14 protein-coding genes are annotated in these 17,147 nt (G+C 55.7%); 3 read left to right on the forward strand and 11 right to left on the reverse strand.

What is annotated here, in order from left to right; translation table 11 throughout:
- Nucleotides 1-80 precede the first annotated feature (80 nt).
- Nucleotides 81-995, forward strand: a complete 915-nt coding sequence (locus tag PV433_RS15475) for an AraC family transcriptional regulator (RefSeq protein WP_332072976.1) — start codon at nt 81-83, stop codon at nt 993-995.
- 423 nt (nt 996-1,418) lie between these two features.
- Here the strand turns inward: PV433_RS15475 and PV433_RS15480 are convergent, their stop codons facing one another.
- Nucleotides 1,419-2,303, reverse strand: a complete 885-nt coding sequence (locus tag PV433_RS15480) for an AraC family transcriptional regulator (protein WP_332072977.1) — start codon at nt 2,301-2,303, stop codon at nt 1,419-1,421.
- A 209-nt stretch (nt 2,304-2,512) separates the two neighbouring features.
- On the opposite strand from PV433_RS15480, the gene PV433_RS15485 reads away from it, so the two are divergent.
- Nucleotides 2,513-4,711 carry a family 78 glycoside hydrolase catalytic domain gene (locus tag PV433_RS15485; RefSeq protein WP_332072978.1) on the forward strand — a complete coding sequence of 733 codons (2,199 nt, stop codon included), beginning with the start codon at nt 2,513-2,515 and terminating at the stop codon, nt 4,709-4,711.
- Between the two features lie 118 nt (nt 4,712-4,829).
- Here PV433_RS15485 and PV433_RS15490 read toward each other — a convergent pair whose 3' ends face one another.
- The 5 genes from PV433_RS15490 to PV433_RS15510 form a co-directional block, all read right to left on the reverse strand.
- Nucleotides 4,830-5,009, reverse strand: coding sequence for a hypothetical protein (locus PV433_RS15490; RefSeq protein ID WP_332072979.1), 180 nt, complete (start codon nt 5,007-5,009; stop codon nt 4,830-4,832).
- Complete coding sequence (locus PV433_RS15495) at nt 5,006-5,983, reverse strand: RNA polymerase sigma factor (protein ID WP_332072980.1); 978 nt, start codon at nt 5,981-5,983, stop codon at nt 5,006-5,008. Before PV433_RS15495 ends, PV433_RS15490 begins: the two co-directional genes overlap by 4 nt.
- Before the next feature lie 674 nt (nt 5,984-6,657).
- Nucleotides 6,658-7,065, reverse strand: a complete 408-nt coding sequence (locus tag PV433_RS15500; protein ID WP_332072981.1) for a DUF2500 domain-containing protein — start codon at nt 7,063-7,065, stop codon at nt 6,658-6,660.
- Between the two features lie 154 nt (nt 7,066-7,219).
- Nucleotides 7,220-7,645 (reverse strand): pentapeptide repeat-containing protein, encoded by a 426-nt coding sequence (locus tag PV433_RS15505; RefSeq protein ID WP_332072982.1) that lies wholly within the window; start codon nt 7,643-7,645, stop codon nt 7,220-7,222.
- A 155-nt stretch (nt 7,646-7,800) separates the two neighbouring features.
- On the reverse strand, nt 7,801-8,322 hold the full coding sequence (locus PV433_RS15510) for an NUDIX hydrolase (RefSeq protein WP_332072983.1): 522 nt from the start codon (nt 8,320-8,322) through the stop codon (nt 7,801-7,803).
- A gap of 211 nt (nt 8,323-8,533) precedes the next feature.
- On the opposite strand from PV433_RS15510, the gene PV433_RS15515 reads away from it, so the two are divergent.
- Nucleotides 8,534-9,625 carry a phosphotransferase family protein gene (locus tag PV433_RS15515; RefSeq protein WP_332072984.1) on the forward strand — a complete coding sequence of 364 codons (1,092 nt, stop codon included), beginning with the start codon at nt 8,534-8,536 and terminating at the stop codon, nt 9,623-9,625.
- Between the two features lie 155 nt (nt 9,626-9,780).
- Here the strand turns inward: PV433_RS15515 and PV433_RS15520 are convergent, their stop codons facing one another.
- From PV433_RS15520 to PV433_RS15540, 5 genes are all read right to left on the reverse strand, one after another.
- The gene (locus PV433_RS15520) at nt 9,781-10,560 is read right to left on the reverse strand and encodes an arylamine N-acetyltransferase family protein (RefSeq protein WP_332072985.1); all 780 of its coding nucleotides are present in this window, start codon (nt 10,558-10,560) and stop codon (nt 9,781-9,783) included.
- Between the two features lie 175 nt (nt 10,561-10,735).
- Nucleotides 10,736-11,641 (reverse strand): AraC family transcriptional regulator, encoded by a 906-nt coding sequence (locus PV433_RS15525; RefSeq protein ID WP_332072986.1) that lies wholly within the window; start codon nt 11,639-11,641, stop codon nt 10,736-10,738.
- 133 nt (nt 11,642-11,774) lie between these two features.
- Nucleotides 11,775-13,712, reverse strand: a complete 1,938-nt coding sequence (locus PV433_RS15530) for a hypothetical protein (RefSeq protein ID WP_332072987.1) — start codon at nt 13,710-13,712, stop codon at nt 11,775-11,777.
- 185 nt (nt 13,713-13,897) lie between these two features.
- Nucleotides 13,898-15,214: an ABC transporter substrate-binding protein gene (locus PV433_RS15535; RefSeq protein WP_332072988.1), complete on the reverse strand. Its 1,317-nt coding sequence runs from the start codon at nt 15,212-15,214 to the stop codon at nt 13,898-13,900.
- Between the two features lie 32 nt (nt 15,215-15,246).
- A complete protein-coding gene (locus PV433_RS15540; protein WP_332072989.1) occupies nt 15,247-16,809 on the reverse strand; it encodes an FAD-dependent oxidoreductase in 1,563 nt (520 codons plus the stop codon).
- Nucleotides 16,810-17,147 lie beyond the last annotated feature (338 nt).

Consider the following 17,147-nt stretch of genomic DNA (forward strand, 5'->3'; position numbering starts at 1 on the left):
GATTTCATTATAGGAACGGCCGCCCGCCGCATCCATGAACAGGATTAAGGTTTTGTCATGAAAAATCATCGGAGGAAGTCATGACTTTATACTATTCCATGTCCCGTTTATCGACGCTCGACGTCAGATGGGCCGATCTTCTCGATACGAACCGCAGCTCTTCCTTCTTCAACAATATGCACTATAACCCTTATTACGAGCTGATCGTAGTGGCGGAGGGAACGGTGCGTTTGCAGGCGGGAGACAGCCGGATGACGCTGCAGATGGGAGATTCGTACTTGCTGAAGCCGTGGGAGCAACATGGCGGATGGAGTCCGTGCGAAGGTTCGGGCAAGTTTTTCTGGGTGCAGTTCTCCTGCGAGCCCGGCATGAACGAATTCGTTCTAAATCGTGCCTCCGAACTTAATATCGTGCATGCCGAACGGACGGAATTAAGGACGGTGAAGGTGAGCCACGAGGATCTGCTGATCATCCCCCGCCAGTTCAGCAACCGGGACCGCTATACGCTGCTCGGCCTGTTCGAGAAACTTCTGGGCACAATGAACCGGCCTGAAGGATATTTCCGGTATCAGGCCACGCTGCTGCTGGCGGACATGCTTCACCGCATCGCCTCCGGATTTATGGAGTCCAGCCACCTCGACACTTCGTTCCCGATCTCGTATATTACGTTCCGCAAGCTCGTCAATCTGCTGAACAACTCGTACGAGCGCGAAGTGAGCAAGGATCAGCTCGAGCGGGCGACGGAAAGAAAGTATGAATATTTGTGCCAAGTATTCCGCAAGTATACGGGTTCGACGATCCATCATTACGTCCAGCAGCTGCGCGTGCAGCGCGCCAAACATTTGCTGCATCAAACCGATAAAACCGTCAAGGAAATCTCCATGGAGGTCGGCTATCAGGAGCCCTTTTATTTCAGCCGCATCTTCAAAAAGATGGAAGGCGTGTCGCCGCAACACTACCGGGAAAGGGGAGCGGCGCCCGGAAAGCCGGAATGACGGTTGACGTCCTTCACGCTCGATTGCTGACACGCAACCTGCGACGAAACCGCACTGGCGACTTCGACTTCCCGTCCAGCCTGTCAAGCTTCTTCCGGAAGAAATACTTCCGCTATCTGTTGTTCGCGGCAGGAAAAGAAGTTTAGCGGAAGAATCTGTTCCGTTACTTTCGACAAAATAACCTGCTCCGCTCCAAAACGCCAAAATAAAGGAAACGAAAGTTCCTCTATCTCATAATATGTATGTACCTTTCGGGAATAACGGAAGTTGGATTTCCTCTACACGATGAAAAACCAGCCGATCCGGGATCATCCGTTCCTCTCCATACAGTGCATAACGTATCCTCGGCTGCTGCAAGGTTCATCATTTCCTAATAAAAAGAACAAAGCGCGCCTCGTTCCGGCCCACTTTGTCCGTTCCCCGTCAAGTCCGGGTCAACCGGCGGTAATCCCGCGGGGAAATTCCGATCTGTTCCTTGAACAGCTTGTTGAAATAACTGCTATCCCCGATACCCACCCGTTCCGCGATATGAATGACTTTCTCGTCCGTGCCCCGAAGCAGCTCCAAAGCAGATTGGATGCGCAGCTCGTTGCGGTACCCGGTGAACGTCTTGCCCGTAACCTCCTTGAATTTGGCCGTAAAAGCCGATTGGCTCATGCCGCACATCCGGCACACCTGCTCCAGCTGAAGCGGCTCGGCATAGTGCGTATCGAGAAACTCGCACAACTTCCGGATCGCTTCCGAGTCCCGGGTCTGAAACGGCGGCTCCGCCGTTACCGGCTCGTACCGCCGGCTCAGCCAGACGAGCAGCTCGATCAGCAGCGCCTTCACCGTAATCCGATAGCCAAGCGCTTTGTCGCGGAATTCCCGGACAATCCGGTCGAGACGCTGCTTCACCTCCTCCGCTTCCGAACGGGACAGCTTCAGATGAGACTCGAAATCCGGGTTTTGCTTCATAAACGGCTCCACATAAAAAAACTGCACAAACGGCGTCACCTGCGACAGCACCTTCAACTCCGATACGAGAAAAGACGGCAAAAACAAAATGTTGTACACGTCCAGCGAAGCGTCTCCGATCACGCGATAATCATGCTCGGCGTAAGGCGGAATGACGAACAGATCTCCCTTGGATACTGGAAACCGGTTTCCTTTGTACAGATGTTCCCCGCAGCCGCTGTCCACGTAGACAAGCTCGACAAATTCATGCACATGAGGCGTAAACGGCCGGTCCGGCATCGTCGAGTAAGGAAAGGCCGCAAAAGCAAATTCGTCGCTCTCCAAATAACGTTCCTTCGAGTAAACGAGCATATCAGGCTCCTTCTTCCGCAGAACTCGTCCTTCTGAAGCAATAGTAAAATACGCTGCTCCTTCTGGCAAGAGGCCCGGCGCGTCAGATCCCCCCTGTTTTTCGGCAAAAGTTACAAGATCGGAGCCCTTATCTGTTGTACACTCTCCGCATACAGAGCTGTCACCCTGCGGATCGACAGCTGTTTACAACCCGAGAAGGAGTGCAAGAAATGGACAAACGATGGTCTGCCCACTGGATTATGGACGAAGATTTCGCCGGCCTAAAGCCGATCGACGTATACCGCAAGCAGTTGGAGCCCAGCCAAGGCCCGAAACACCGGGACGATCTGAAAAACCGGCATATGCTCGCCCGAACCACATTCGTACTCGACGACTCGTACGAAAACGCCGTGCTTCACATTACCGCCGACGACTGCTACAAGCTATATGTGAACGGGACGTTTGTCGGCCAAGGTCCTGCGCAAGGGAATCATTATCACTACTATTATAACCGGTACGACCTCGCTCCTTTTTTGCATAAGGGGGTCAACGTAATCGCTGTCCACGTCTATTATCAGGGACTGATCTGCCGGGCGTTCAACAGCGGAGACTACCGCCAGGGGCTAATCGCCGAGCTGGACGTTCAGGGACGAACGGTCGTGAAGACGGACCGGACGTGGAAGATCGAGACGGCCCGCGAATATGCGAGCGGCGGGACCGTAGGTTATGACACGCAGTATCTGGAACATATCGACAACCGGCTGAAGCTTACCGGCTGGCGGGAGCCCAGCTATGACGACTCCGGCTGGCGGACTCCGGCCGAGCATTGGTCCGACGATCACCGGTTATTTGCACAGCCTACCCCGACGGTTAGCGTATATGAGATCCAGCCGGTGCAGATCGTCTCTTTGCCGGAGAACCCCGGCGGCTTCCTGCTCGATTTTGGCGGAGAGCGGACCGGCCAGTTCCGGATGAAGGCGCGCGGCACCCCCGGGCAAACGATCGAGATCCGGTGCGGCGAGGAGCTGGAGGACGACGGGAGCGTCCGCTACAAGATGCGGTGCAATTGCACGTATCGCGAAGTATGGACGTTGTCCGGCAGCGATGAGGACGAGCTCGAGTTTTACGATTACAAAGCTTTCCGTTACGTCGAGGTTTTGCTTGAGGCGGGAGTTCAGACGGACCCGGACAGCTTCGGCGTCATCGTCCGCCACTATCCGTTCGATGAGGAGGCCAGCCGGTTCGAGTCGTCCGATCCGTTGCTGGACCGGATCTGGGAAATTTGCCGTGAAGGCGTGAAATACGGCTCCCAGGAAAACTACGTCGATTGTCCTTCCCGGGAGAAGGGCCAATATTTGGGCGACAATACGATCATCACGCATGCCCATGCCTACTTGACCGGCGATCTTCGTCTGTTCCGCAAATCGCTGATCGATTTCGCCGTGTTGTCCTCCCGCACTTGTTCCGGCTTTATGGCGGTAGCTCCGGGACATTTCATGCAGGAGTTCGTCGATTATTCCCTGCAATGGCCTCTGCAGCTGCTGCGTTATACGATGCTCAGCGGAGATACGGATTTCCTGCGGGAGATGCTTCCCGTAGCGGAACGGCTGATGCGGTATTACGACAAATACAAGCGGGAAGACGGCCTGCTCGCGAATGTAACAGACAAGCCGAATCTGGTCGACTGGCCGACCAATATGCGCGACGGCTACGACTTCCCGCTCGAACCTGTCGGAGAAGGCTGCCACAACGTCGTCAACGCCTGGTATTACGGAGCGATGCTCGCCATGAGCGAGATCCGGCAGCTGTTGAACGAGCCGGACCCGGAGAGCGGGGTCCGAAGTTCTTTCAAGAATGCGTTCCGGCAAGCTTTTCTGAATACGGAGACGAACTTGTTCTCCGATGCGGAAGGCTCGCTCCATTCCTCGCTGCATGCCAATGCGCTGCCGCTGCTGTTCCGACTGACGGAAGAGCGCGACCGTCGTGCCGTCGTCGGCCTGATCCGGGAGAAGCGCCTAAGCTGCGGCGTTTATATAGCCTACTTTGTTCTGCAGGCGCTCGCTGCCGCAGGGGAGCATGAACTCGTATACGAGCTGATCACCTCGGACGATCTGCATTCGTGGAGCACGATGGTGAAGGAAGGCGCGACCACCTGCTTCGAAGTATGGTCCAAAGATTTGAAGCGGAACACGAGTCTCTGCCACCCTTGGGCCAGCGCCCCGATCCCGCTGCTCATCGAAGAAATAGCGGGCATCAAGCCGGCCTCGCCGGGCTGGACATCGCTGACGTTCGCACCCCGGGTCCCGGCCTCCCTGGACAAGATCAGCTTGCAGTTCCGGATTCCTTCCGGGACAGTCCGATTCAGCTATGCGGACGGCAAAGCGGAGCTGGACGTTCCCGACGGAGTCCGGGTGGAGAGGCTAAGTTAAGCCAAGCCGGCGCACTACAAACACTACCGTCCGTCCTGCAGCTCCGCCTTCAAGCGGACTGCAGGACGGACGGTGCCTCATGCTGCATGCCACAGCATCCAACAAGCCGGGTCTCCGGTTATTTGCGCTCCGGAGCAACGCGACCCCGTCGCTCCTTGATTTCCCGTATTTCCAAATGCAAAAAAAGACTGTTCAGCCTCAGCAAATCCATTCTCGCTTCATATTCGGTCCCCGGTTTGGTCAGCCGCTTGCTCCGGTAGTAGATGGCGTACAAGGCAACCCTTCCTTTCCTGTTCATATCGGCGTCCGGTCTCCGCTGCCGCCGCTGGCCGGCCGATCGTCAAAAAGCGCTCGTGCACAAGCCGCATGAAAAGGCTGTCTGCGCAGCACCTCCGCCGCCTCCTGCCAGGGCAAGCCCAGACATCGCAGCAAATGGATCAGTGTCCGCCGCTCCCATCTCCATGCGTCAAACTTCCCGGCCAGCAGCGGTCCGTCTATTTTCTCATCCAGACGCAGCTGCTCGTTCCATTGCTCCGGCGTCCCCAGCTCATCCTCCATCGCAAAACGGAACAGCAGGACGGCATCCGGCTCGAAAGGCTCCAGCTCATCCGGCCCGAATCCGTCCGGCCCGCCTGCCGCGGTATACCGAGTGCCGCTCTCGCGTACCCCGCTGCCGCTAGACGGCTTGACTTCCCGGTCCGCCTTGCGGACTCCGCGGTATTGCGCCAGCGATTCGGCCAGCGTTTTCTTCGCCTTATGCACCCATTGATCGACCTGATTGCTGCTGCAGGCAAGCCGCTCAGCCGTCTCCTTGGATGAGTACCCCCGCCAATACCGGAGAATGATCGCCTTGCGCTGATTGGGAGGCAGCATCTCAAGCGCTTCCTCGATCTGATCCTTCAATTCCTCGTTCCGGTCGGCCAACTGCTTCTCGTACCTTTGGCTTCGCAAGCCTCCGCCCGGCGTAAAATCGACCAGGATCGGGCTGATCTTGCGAAGCTGGTTTTTGCTCACATAAACGATCACCTGACAGACCCAGGCGCGGAACGCGGCGCCTCGCTTCGTCTCGGCCGCCTTATGCAGCACGATCTCGAACACTTTATCCTCGATCTCCTCGTAATCGCTTGCCCCAAGGGAACGTTCGCACTTGATCGCTTCGTAGGATGCCAGATGCATAACGACACCCGGCAGCCAATTGGTTCTGAACCGGATAACGATTTCGTCTGCGGCTTTGTTATGTACGATACTGTCGTAAAGCTGGTCAAAATTCATCTTCCCCCTCCTCATCCGGTCGAAGGCTGTTTAAACATAATCTTGCCCTCTATTAAGTAATGTATTGAGCAGGTCGAAATCTTATCGCTAAACGACAATTATTTTAAAAAACAAAAAAAGAAGGCCCCTCGTAAAAGGTTCCTCCTTTTAATTCCGTTGATTCCGCCGGGCTCCCGCTCCGGTAACCGCCAGCAGCTCGCCCGATGATCCGGCTTCCCCCTTCCGGGCTCCAGCCCAGGACAAATCCGTTGCGGAATCCATATGACTCGGCCATCCCGGAGTTCCGAGTGTCTCTTACTCTGATCTTCAGCCGATTTGATTTGGTCCGACTGCTTCCGAATCTTTCTCCACAGACTATCCAAGCCCGCTCATTTCCCGTTTTTCATTCCGCTAACGGACATCACGGCAGCTTAAACGCGGATTTTTACAGCTTTTCATTTCTAACGGTCATCCGAGCATCTATGCGGCGAATTATCCCTTATTTACTGGTGTTTTACCATCGTAAGCGTCGCTTTTGTCCGTTAATCTGCATATCTTTCCTTAGGGGCTGTCTAAGCTGCGCCCATGTCCATTATGCAGCAGGTCGTGTCAGCGGGAGGGGAGGGGGAACGCCCCAGGACGCCCCATACCGTTTCTTCATACCGTCTCTTTTAGGCTAGTCACTCTCTCAACCCTCAACCGGCGCTGCGCTCGAACGCAACAATCCATTCCCCTTGCACCGCCGCATATCCCATGTCCCCTTCGACGACGAGACCGTACAAGTTTTTGACGTCCAGATACTCTCTGCGATCGCCGTTATCGAACTCGAGTGTAATGTAGTAGTACGTGCGCGACGAATTGGACGTATGGATCGCTCCGCTGCCGTGATTGTGCTGATTCGTATAATGTCGGACGTCCATCCGTTTGGCGACGACTTTGGCGTATATGGACTCCTGCGGCGTGCTCGCGTTTTTTACATAACGTGCCCCGCTCATCACCATCCGAACGATAACGATCGCAAATACGACGATAACCAAGATCGGCACGACGGAGAACATAAAGGAAGATAGTCCTCCGCCAAACGACGGCCCCATATCGAACATACATCTCGCCCTCCTGTTTCTAGTTGTTTACGTTTATACGTAGATCAGGCGCAATCGTTTCCGGATTCAACCAAAAAGCAAAGAGCAGCCTGCCGCGGCTGCCCCGCTCCATGCTCATGATGTACGTACAGGATGCTTGCACGATCGAACCGGCTCAAGCTTTCCCGTGACGCTCCAAAAGCTCGTCGATGCGAATCCCGTTAATCGTCAGTCCCGTAATGTCGCACATCTCCAGTCGGACATGACTCAAATCGCAATTCGTAAACGTGCTGTCGTGCAGCGTGCAGTTCTCGAACTTCAGCGGCCGCTGCTTCTCCCCAGGCTTGTAGGCGTGATGGCCTTCGGGCGGCAGGCCGATATTCCGGATGACGGCCCCGCCCAGTTGCGCTCCGTCTATCGTAATATCGCTCATATTGGCGTCGCTAATCAAAGTTCCGGCCATGCACACGTCGGTATACGTTACGCCTCCGATGTTGGCGCACCGGATCGTCATCCCTTCGGCATTAACGTTCGTCAGGCTCGATTTCGAGATGTCCGCATTTTGAACCTTTAGCTGCTGCTTGTCGTTTTCGATGATCATTGCCGAATCCCTCCATGAATTAGTAACGGATTGATTGCATAGGGGGGCGCCTTGTCGGCCCTCATTATTACGCATTCACCCTCTAGTGATATAACGGCAACCCGGGTCCATTCCATACAGCCGATTAGGCGATCGATGCCGGAGGTTCGCCGGCCTTACTTCGTTGCCGGTGCCGGCCTGCCGGCCGATTCCCCTAAAGGCAAACGCGTGTAGCCGATATCGTTATCCCCGGAATCATAATCATAAATATGGTCGTATACGGCACCCTCCAGCATCGGCGGGAGAAAATGCTGGATTTTATGCGCTATGCCTTTGTTCAGCGGTTCCAAAATCCAGGCGACCCGCTTCCAGTCCAGTATGCCTTCTTCCGTCATCCGAGGGGTTGGATAGTCCAAGTCGTCGCCCACACGCGCCAGAAAGACGTACATGCCCGACTTCATCGTCGGCGTAACCCATGTAATTCTGCCCGCCAGCACAACCTGCTCCCGCTCCAGCCGAATTCCCGTCTCCTCCGCGATTTCCCGGATGATGCCAAGCTCGGGACGTTCGTCCGTCTCCAGCTTGCCTCCGACTCCGTTCCATACGCCCATCTCCGGCTTGCTGCGCCGGTTCAGCATTAAAATCTCGTCGCAGCGCTGAATGAAACAAAGCGTATATTTGTACACGTTATCTGACATCAGCCACTCTCTCCTTTGCTGCAAAGCGGGCTTTCGCTACCGCCGGTATGACCTCATCGCCCTAGTCACCTAACTTCCCCATTATATACGATCCACCAGAAAAAGCAGGGGAAAATGGGGAGGACGGTTGAGGCAACCAACCCGACCCTCTTGTCTATCGCGGACATATTCCTTATAATGGGAACATATATTCCTATACTTGGAGGTATCCATGAACAGCTTCCATTACGGCGAACGATTAGGAACGATTTCCGGCCGGCAATTTCAGGCGGCTTTGGACCGGTTTCAGCTGGGACGCTTCCGGAAGGCCGAGAAGACCGCTAGAGGCAGCTTGGGGCAGACGATATTCATCTCTTCGACCGGGGGCGACTATGTGATGAGAGGCAATCCGAACCCGGGGCAGCTTCAGCTGGAAAAGTTTATAATAGACCAACTTCACGCCTATACCGGCGTGCCGGTTCCGGCCCCCTACCATCTCGACCTGTCGTCCGATTTGTTCGGATGGAGTTATGCGATTATGCCCCGGCTAGGCGGCGTCCATACCGATACCCAGGAGATGAAGAAACGACTGAGCGCGGATGACGAGCGGAGCATTGCGAGGGCGTTCGGCCGCAACCTCGCCCGGATGCAGCAATTCACCACTGACCGGCCGGCCCTGTATGTGCCGCGCGAGAATGGCCTCGTTCCTTTGGAGCAGCTGTATCGGGATTGGCTGTTCGGTCCGGTGCGCGACCGGTACGTCGACAGTTTCCCGGTGCACGACAACCCTTACCGGGAATGGCTGTATACGAAAATCCGCTTTTGGCTCGAGGACGCCAAAAAGTATTCGGTCATCACTTCGGAGGATCGCGATTGGGTTGAACGCGTACTTGCCGCATCGAGCGGCGCGTTCGATTCCGGTTGGAAGCCTTGCTTCGTGATGGGGGATTACAAGCTGGACAACGTCCTGTTCGAGCGGCGCGGCGGGGGATGGGAAGTGTCCGGAGCTTTTGATTTTACCGCTTGCGTCATGGGGGACGGCATTGCCGATCTGCCTCGTGCGTATGCGATGTACATCGACAAGGACGCTCCGGAGCTTGCCGGGCAATTCATGACCGGATACTGGGACAATCGAACCGTCCGGGATTCGCCGGATAGCGGATGGACACATCGTTTCCGTGTCCATCTGATTCATGAACGTTTACTCGTCTGGGGATATCACAAAGCGAGCGGCACCGTTTACTGGGACGACGCCTGTCCTTTCCGTCAATGGATGGAGCGGTATTACGAGGGTATGGCCGGACTGCAGGACATCGCCCGGTAAATCTTGTCTGTGCTGTGTGCGGGGGCGGGGGCGGCGGGAAGCTGTTCGACCGATCACTTATTCCGCCCATAACGATTAGAGGCTCCCGGAACCGAATCCGAAAGCCTCTTCGTTTGGCGTAACTTGCCGTTCCAGGCCGCTTCCCCGGGTCCCTGCTACCCCAGATCGATACCGAAATAAGTGCGCAAAGCTTCGTTGTATGCCTCTTTCGTCTGCGGAACGAGCGTGCGTACGCCTTCTGCGGTGAAGATGCGGAACTCGCCTCCGGCGATTGTATTGCGTCCTTCCGCCGTACGGATCGCGACCATCGGATTTTGGATGAAGATCGAATCCGGGCTGTTCTCGCACCAATACGACGCCATCACAAAATCTCTGGCCAGCTGCGGTTCCTCGCTGAACGAGTAGATCCGGCTCCACGCCCCGCGCTTCCGCTCGCACAGCACCCAGCCAAAATCGTCGTCCGTCTCCATCCGGTAACATTCGTCGCCTTGCACCTGCTCCAGCCCTTCCTCCATCCGGATCGGTCTGCGGGGAACGATCCCCCCGACGCCGACATCGCACAAATACGATGCGTCCCCAACCGTCACGAGCAGCACCTGATGCCGGCGCTTCGGAGGCGGATTCGGCTCGTCCCGCCAGAAGCGGGCGAACAGGTCGGTGACGGAATATCCGAGCTCCCGCAGCAGCCAGCCGAACAAAGCATTCAGCTCGAAGCAATAACCTCCGCGTCTGCGCGTTACGATCTTGTTATGAATCGCCTCAATTTGAAGCGAGATCGGCACCCGGTTCAAAATATCGAAGTTCTCGTAAGGCACCGTGTGCAGATGGCATTCCTGCAAGCGGGCGAGGCATTCGGCGCTGCCGTCCGCAGGGCCGTCGTAGCCGATCCGGTCCAAGTAGGCCCGAACTTCCGGCTTCATCTGGCTGTTCCTCATCTAATCGACTCCTTGTATCCGACGCAACATCTGTCAGGTGTTTCCTACCATCATCATAGTAAAAAATCCCTCAAAAGGGAAGCGCGGCTGCATAGCCTGCTCATCTACCTTCTGAGGGATTGTCCTTCTGTATAGTGCGGCTTGAACGGACGATGATCCCCGCACGCGGCCGGACTTACGGGATATTCGTCTGCACCTGCTGCTGGAATGCGCTCGGCGTTTGCCCGGTAATGTTTTTGAACGTTTTGCTGAATTGGGACGAGGAGGCGAACCCGACCGAATAAGCGATGTCGGTCAGAGACATCTCGCTTTGCTGCAAGAGCAGCCGTTTGCTCTCGAATACGCGCTGGAGAAGCACATATTGGTGATAGGTCATCCCTTTTTCTTTCTTGAACGTTCGAATCAGATGATCCGGACTAAGCTGAAAATGGTCGGCCATCTTCTTGAGCGACAAATCTCCATCGAGATGCTGTTCGATATATTGGCATAGTTTCAAAATCGGGTTTTCTCCGGCCCGCCGCCCGGGCTTCCGCTTCCCCGGACTGCCTTGCAGCGTTTGCCCGGCCTCCAGACAGCGTCTGACCAGTACGGTCAAATTCATCAAGCCGGAGACTATCATCTGCTGCCAGCCGACTTTGCGCTCCCTCATCTCCTTATGCATCATGAAGAGCAGGTGTTTCATCGTCATATACGTATCCGGCTGCAGCCTGACCTGGTGGCAGCTCACATCGGACAACCAGTCGAAGTCCCGGCCCGGCATTAAGGAAGACAAGCTCCGGTCGTCGATCAGAACGACCATTCTCGTATACAGATCGGACGGATCGATAAACACTTGATGGGGCATTTTTCCCGGAAACACGAGCAGTTGGCCGGGCGACTGCCTCAATATATTTTTATCAACTACGAATGTTCCTCGGCCTTCCAGCGTCAGATTAAGCTCGATGCCGGGCTGGGTGTGCATACTGAAGTTATGCGCGCTTAAAAAATCGTGGCGCAAATAAATCGGGAATTCCTCGAACCATCTGCATACGGCATCATTCATCGAAGGAGACTGGTTGATTAGCGAGCGGTCAAGTGCCATGAAGACTCCCCTTTCCCCGATCCTGCCGGAAAGGCTCCGGCCCTTCCTACCCTTCATCATAAAGAACGATTCTTCAAAATGCAACGCTTCGATTCCCGCAGTACTCCCATGACGACCCGGTTCCCTCCGCAGGTTATCCTTTATTGGCCGAACCTTGTTCATAATGAGGTAGCAGCCGTTCCTCCAGCAGTCCCATCAACAGCCCGGCGGAAATCTCGCCCACCGTCCAGCCGGATTCGATCGACCACGGTCCCCAGCCCGCATCCGCCGGAGAACCGAACACTTCCGATCTCTCCGCGTCGAACGCCCGCGTCCACGCTCCGTCCAGAACCGGATTGTCGCTGCGGAGTTGAGCGGACACGAGAAACCCGGCGATCTCTTCCCACAGCTGCTTGAAATAAGGATCTTTCGTAACGAAATACGCCTGGATAAACCCGATCGGCAGCCAATTGTTCGAGTACAACAGATCGATGACCGGATCGCCGTTGCGCGAAATCAGCGAGCTTTCGCCTTGCCCGATCTCGTGCCGCATGGCGGCGCGGTACCCTTCGTCCCATTCCAGATACGCCCCGGTCGGATGCCGGAACTTTTGCAGGTCGCCTGCAACCCGGTACAGCCAATCCCGATGACGTTCCTCTCCCGTCTCCCAGACCAGCCAGCTGAGCGGCAGGATCAGCCGGCAATATTCTTGCGTCTGGCTCTGCTCCCGCTTCGTATCCGGATATAGAGCCATCATCGTCTCCATCCCCTGGATCGCGGTCACGCGGAATTCTCCGATGCCGGTCAACCGGTAGGCGAGCAGCAGAGCAGCATAATAAAAGCCGTTGTAATGCGCGCTCGGCATACGGCCCGGCTCCGACCGAAGCTGCTCTATCTTCTCCGGCGTAAGTCCGATATTATCGGTCCGGTACACTCTCGTCCCGTCGGTCCCGGTCGTACGGACAAGGAACAGCAGCGCCTCGGCAATATCATCCAAATGCTCGGTCGTACCGGAGTACAGACATTTGAGCAGTTGCGGCAGGATAGCGCGCGCCACATCGTCTTGGTAACAGACGCCCCATGCCTCTTCCGTCCAACGAATCATGCCGTACCACGGTTCGTCCCGATCTTTGCACTGGAACTCGCCGTATACGACTCGCTGCAGATTGTCCGCGATATCCAGGCTGCGCCGGTCAGAGGTCAGCAAATGGTTCAAATAATAAGGCAGCGCGATCTCTCCGATACAATCGACCCGCCGAATCGTGCTCATCCGCTGGGTGCCGTCCGGATATATTTCCGTTCCCGGTCCTTCCAGAGCACCGGTGACGCCTTCGTCATAGACGACTCCGGACCGCTCGAACCAGCGAACGGCGCGATCCGCGCTGTCTCTAATCTGTTCGGCAAGCGGAGCTTCTGGCCGCTCCGCTCCCACCGAATAAGCGGCTGTGGCTCCGCTCAGATCGGCCGGCCCGTCCAACAGCCACTCCAGGATGAACCCGATTAGCTTGAGCGCGGAACGTCTCGGCGCAAATCTCGCTTTCGCGAAATTAGCGAGGCGCAGCGAGCAGATGAGCAGATTGTCGGGCGTATCGAACCAAAGCCCCCGGTCGGATACCGGCTTCGTCAGCTCCGGCGTCATCTCTACCCGGTCATGAGCATGAAGCTTTACATATTGCAGAATAGGCAAGCCGTGCGAGCAGGCGATGCTGTGCGGCTTCAGACGCATATTGCACTGATCCTCGATGAGCTCGCCCGCCTCCAGTCCGTCGATAACCCCGTCCGCGCATACCGCCAGCCGCTCGTACCGGCTGCTGACCGGAGGGGCGCAATAAACGTGGCCGATGCTGCCCACATATTCGGCGAACACCCTCTTCCCCGCCTTGATCTGCTTCTCCACCGCATTTCTTGTCCGGGCCCGCAGAAGCAGAGGCTCTTCCGACACCCCGCCCAGCACGGCGACCGCGTCGTATTCATCCAGATTCGGATTGGCATCAGGGGCGAAAAAAGCGAGGTTCGCCTTCTGAAGCTGCAGCATGTTTGTAAAATCGTTTTTTTCCGCCGTAATAACGGCAATTTTTCTAATGTTCATCATCGCCACCGTCCTTCGTTTAAGCCCAAGATGTTGGAAAAGGAAAAAGCTTCGACCGGAGCTGAACGGAGTCTTTTCCATGGAATGTCAACCGTCCGTGAGCACAGCCCGGTCAATCCGATACACAACGTAACGTGAAAGAGGCCGGAACGAGTCGTCCCGGCTCCTTCATTCGTTGTCTGTCTTCCTTACTTTTTCATCGCCGCTTCGATGGCCTTGTTCGCATTCTCCTCAACGGTTCGAAGTGCCGTATTCACATCAGACTTGCCAGTGGCGACATCCACGATCGCTGCGGAGAGCTGGGATCTGACGGTGCCGTCGTATTTGGTAACCCGGATCGGCTTGCCGATAGTATCGGCGAACACGGCTTTTGCATAATTCGTCCCTTTCAGGAACGGCAGCTTCGTGCCGAATTCCTTCACGACGCTGTCCGTTTTGAGAACAGGTACCCGGCCTGCCCGCGCGTTCTCCGCCTGCATCTCATCCGAGAGGAAAAACATGATTACTTTAAACGCCTCGTCCCGGTGAGGGCTGTTCGGAGGAATCGCGAGGAACGGCGCGTTCATCTGCGACCCGACATTCTCCATCCCGGCGAAACGAGGATTCGTAATCGCATCCCATTCCAAACCGCTCTCGATCGCCGGCGGCAGCAGCTCCAGCGGACTCGGCCCTCCCCGCATGGCCAGCGATTGTTCCTTGAAAAACAGCTGATCTTCCTTGGCGTTGACCAGGTCGTTGTTCGACACCTGGTATAATCCGGCCATCGTACTCAGCCATTTTTTCCACGCATCGGTATTGACCAGCGATTTGTTCGATGCAGGATCGACGAAAGGCAGTCCCATCTGATTTTTGTAGATCAGATTCAATCCGCTGTAGGCGAATCCTCTGTACTGGATACCGCTGTCGACACGCGATACCTTTTTGACCAGTTCGTTCAGTTCTTCCCAAGTCATGCCGTCCTTCGGAAACGGAACGCCGAACTTGTTGAAGATCGTTTTGTTGTAAATCACGACGTTATTGTTCAATTCATAAGGCATGACCGAAACGTCATTTTTGTCGGTATACATTCTTACAGAATCGAGCACGCCCGGCGCCAGCCGGCTCATATCGAATTTGTGTCTGGCGATCAGATCGCTCATATCGGAAGTGAGCTGCAGGTCCATCGCCTTGAACAGTCCGCCCGCCGAATAAGCGATCAAGTCGAGCTTCACGCCGGAGGCGATCAGGTTGTCGATGTTTTCGTTCAAGTACGGGTTCAAGATGATGTTGTACTTGTCCTTCACCTTCGCCTTCCACTCGTCCATCAGCGATCCGGAATATCCGTTATAGAAAAAGTTGATCGTAACCGGGTCCTTCAGCTTCTCCGGCGCCTCGGCCGGATTGCCGGCCGGCGGAGTCTCGCTCCCTGCGCTTGTTCCGCCTGTTGTTCCGTTCTGTCCGCCACATGCTGCGAGAAGTACGCTAAGAGATACAAAGACCAGCCCTTTTTTCCAATTAACGTTCATTCTCAAGTCCCCTTTTCTCTACAAGTGTAAGCTTACAGGTTCCAGATCAGCTCGATGCCCTGTCCGGTCAGCAACTGCTGATATTGCTCCAGCAGGCCAGGGTCTTTGTAGACGGAGCGCGGCTGCACGCCTTTATCGAGGCAAAAGGAAGCAAGTAGTCCGGCCGCTTCGCCGATATTCCATTCGACCGGATGAAGCCGGTAACAGCCGTTCGTAATATGAGTCGTTCCGATATTTTTGTTAGCCGGCAGCAGGTTGTTGACCCGGACCGGGATTAAGCTGCCAAGCGGAATCTGAAACGGAAGCGGCGAGAAATGAATATAATTGCGGTTCGCCGTACTCGGATGCAGATCGATCGCGTAATAACCGATGCCTACCGAATCAAGGAACCGTTCCGCCTTGCCGTCCGGATGGAACTCTTTCGTCACATGCTGCTCAAGTATCGTAAACTCCGCTTGAATCCGGCGCGATTCGCGAATGTAAACGGATTTGGCCAGACCGTCCTCCGTACCGAAAATATCTTTGCGCAGCCGGAGTCCGGGATAGCCGATTTTACCGTCAAGACGAGGCGCCTCCGTCTGCATCCAGTAGAGGAGCGATAAACTGATCTGCTTCGCCCCGTCCAGATGGCGGGCTTTCTCTTCCTCGCTTACGTCAATAACCGGGCCGAGTACGTAATCGTTTTGCGGCCAGTTTACGATCGTGATATCGCTTTCAAACGTACCTGGCGCGAAATTGGATTTGTCGGCGATCCGGCGGTAATCAAACAGCGGGAACAAGTCGTTTTCCGGAAACAGCACGTATTGTCTCGCTTCATGCGTGACCGGATGGGGACCGATCCAGCCCAGCATCCGCCCCGGCCAATAATCCGGGCTGAACTCTCTCCAGAACGCATAATCCCGCGGCTTGTCGATCGTGTGGTCTTCGCCTTCGATATAGTCCATAGCGAAACAATGCGTGATCGCTTGCATCTCCGACGGATTCGCCGCTCCCTCCAAAGCGCGCGGCTCCCCGGTCTGCTCCCGGGACTCCGCTCCCGTTACATATTCGACCCCGGCCATCGGCAGCAGATCGCCGCATTCCGTCGCGTCGAGCACATACGGTGCCGTGAGAACCAGGCGATCCCCGGATTCGAGACTTCTCATCGTGACGGCGCGAACCGTATCCCCTTCCGTCTCCACCAATTCCGGTACGTGCTTAAGCAGAATGACCAGTCTGCCGCTATGCGTGTATGGAGCCGCCATTTCGAGCAGGACGGCCAGCGCGGTCCTCGGATCGCCGCTTACTTTACTGACGAGCGCGTTGCCCGGATTAAAAATATCCGCCTTCTTCCCCAGATCGCTCAGCGGAAAGTGGCTGCGATAGTAGTGGCGCACGCCGTCCCGGAACTGCCGGTAGCTTCTCGTACAACCGGTCTCCTCGATCCATCGGTGTTCGTCGGGCGGTACTCCCTGACTCGTCACTTGGCCGCCGATCCAATCCGTTTCTTCGGTTAATACAACACGCTTGCCTGTTCTTGCTGCTGCCAGCGCAGCTGCAAAACCACCCAGACCGCCGCCGATGATCGCGACGTCTGCATGCATTTCGCGTTTCATATGCATCCCCCTGTCTATGCCCTGGTACACCCTTGTTTGAAGATCACAACCAATATACACCGGGTTCCAAGAGGGGGTCTATTCGATAATAGACGTTACATTTGTGATTTATCGATATTTGGATGGGGATGTGGGAAGGGAGTGTTTCGCAGCAGGAATGAAGCTGTGTAAGAGGCACTCTAATCATCACGCGTTATCAAGAGACATGCCATGGAGAAAAGAAATAAGCCTAAAAGGGAGTTAACGGGGCGGTTCCAAAAAATGTCCGCTGAGAGGGAATCGTTTCCAGTTAATCGGCCACTCGGGTATCGTGCCTGGTGAAGGAACCTATTCCTGCC

Origin of the sequence: Paenibacillus sp. GYB004 (assembly GCF_036577605.1) — a bacterium.
GTDB classification, from domain to species: domain Bacteria; phylum Bacillota; class Bacilli; order Paenibacillales; family NBRC-103111; genus Paenibacillus_AB; species Paenibacillus_AB oceani.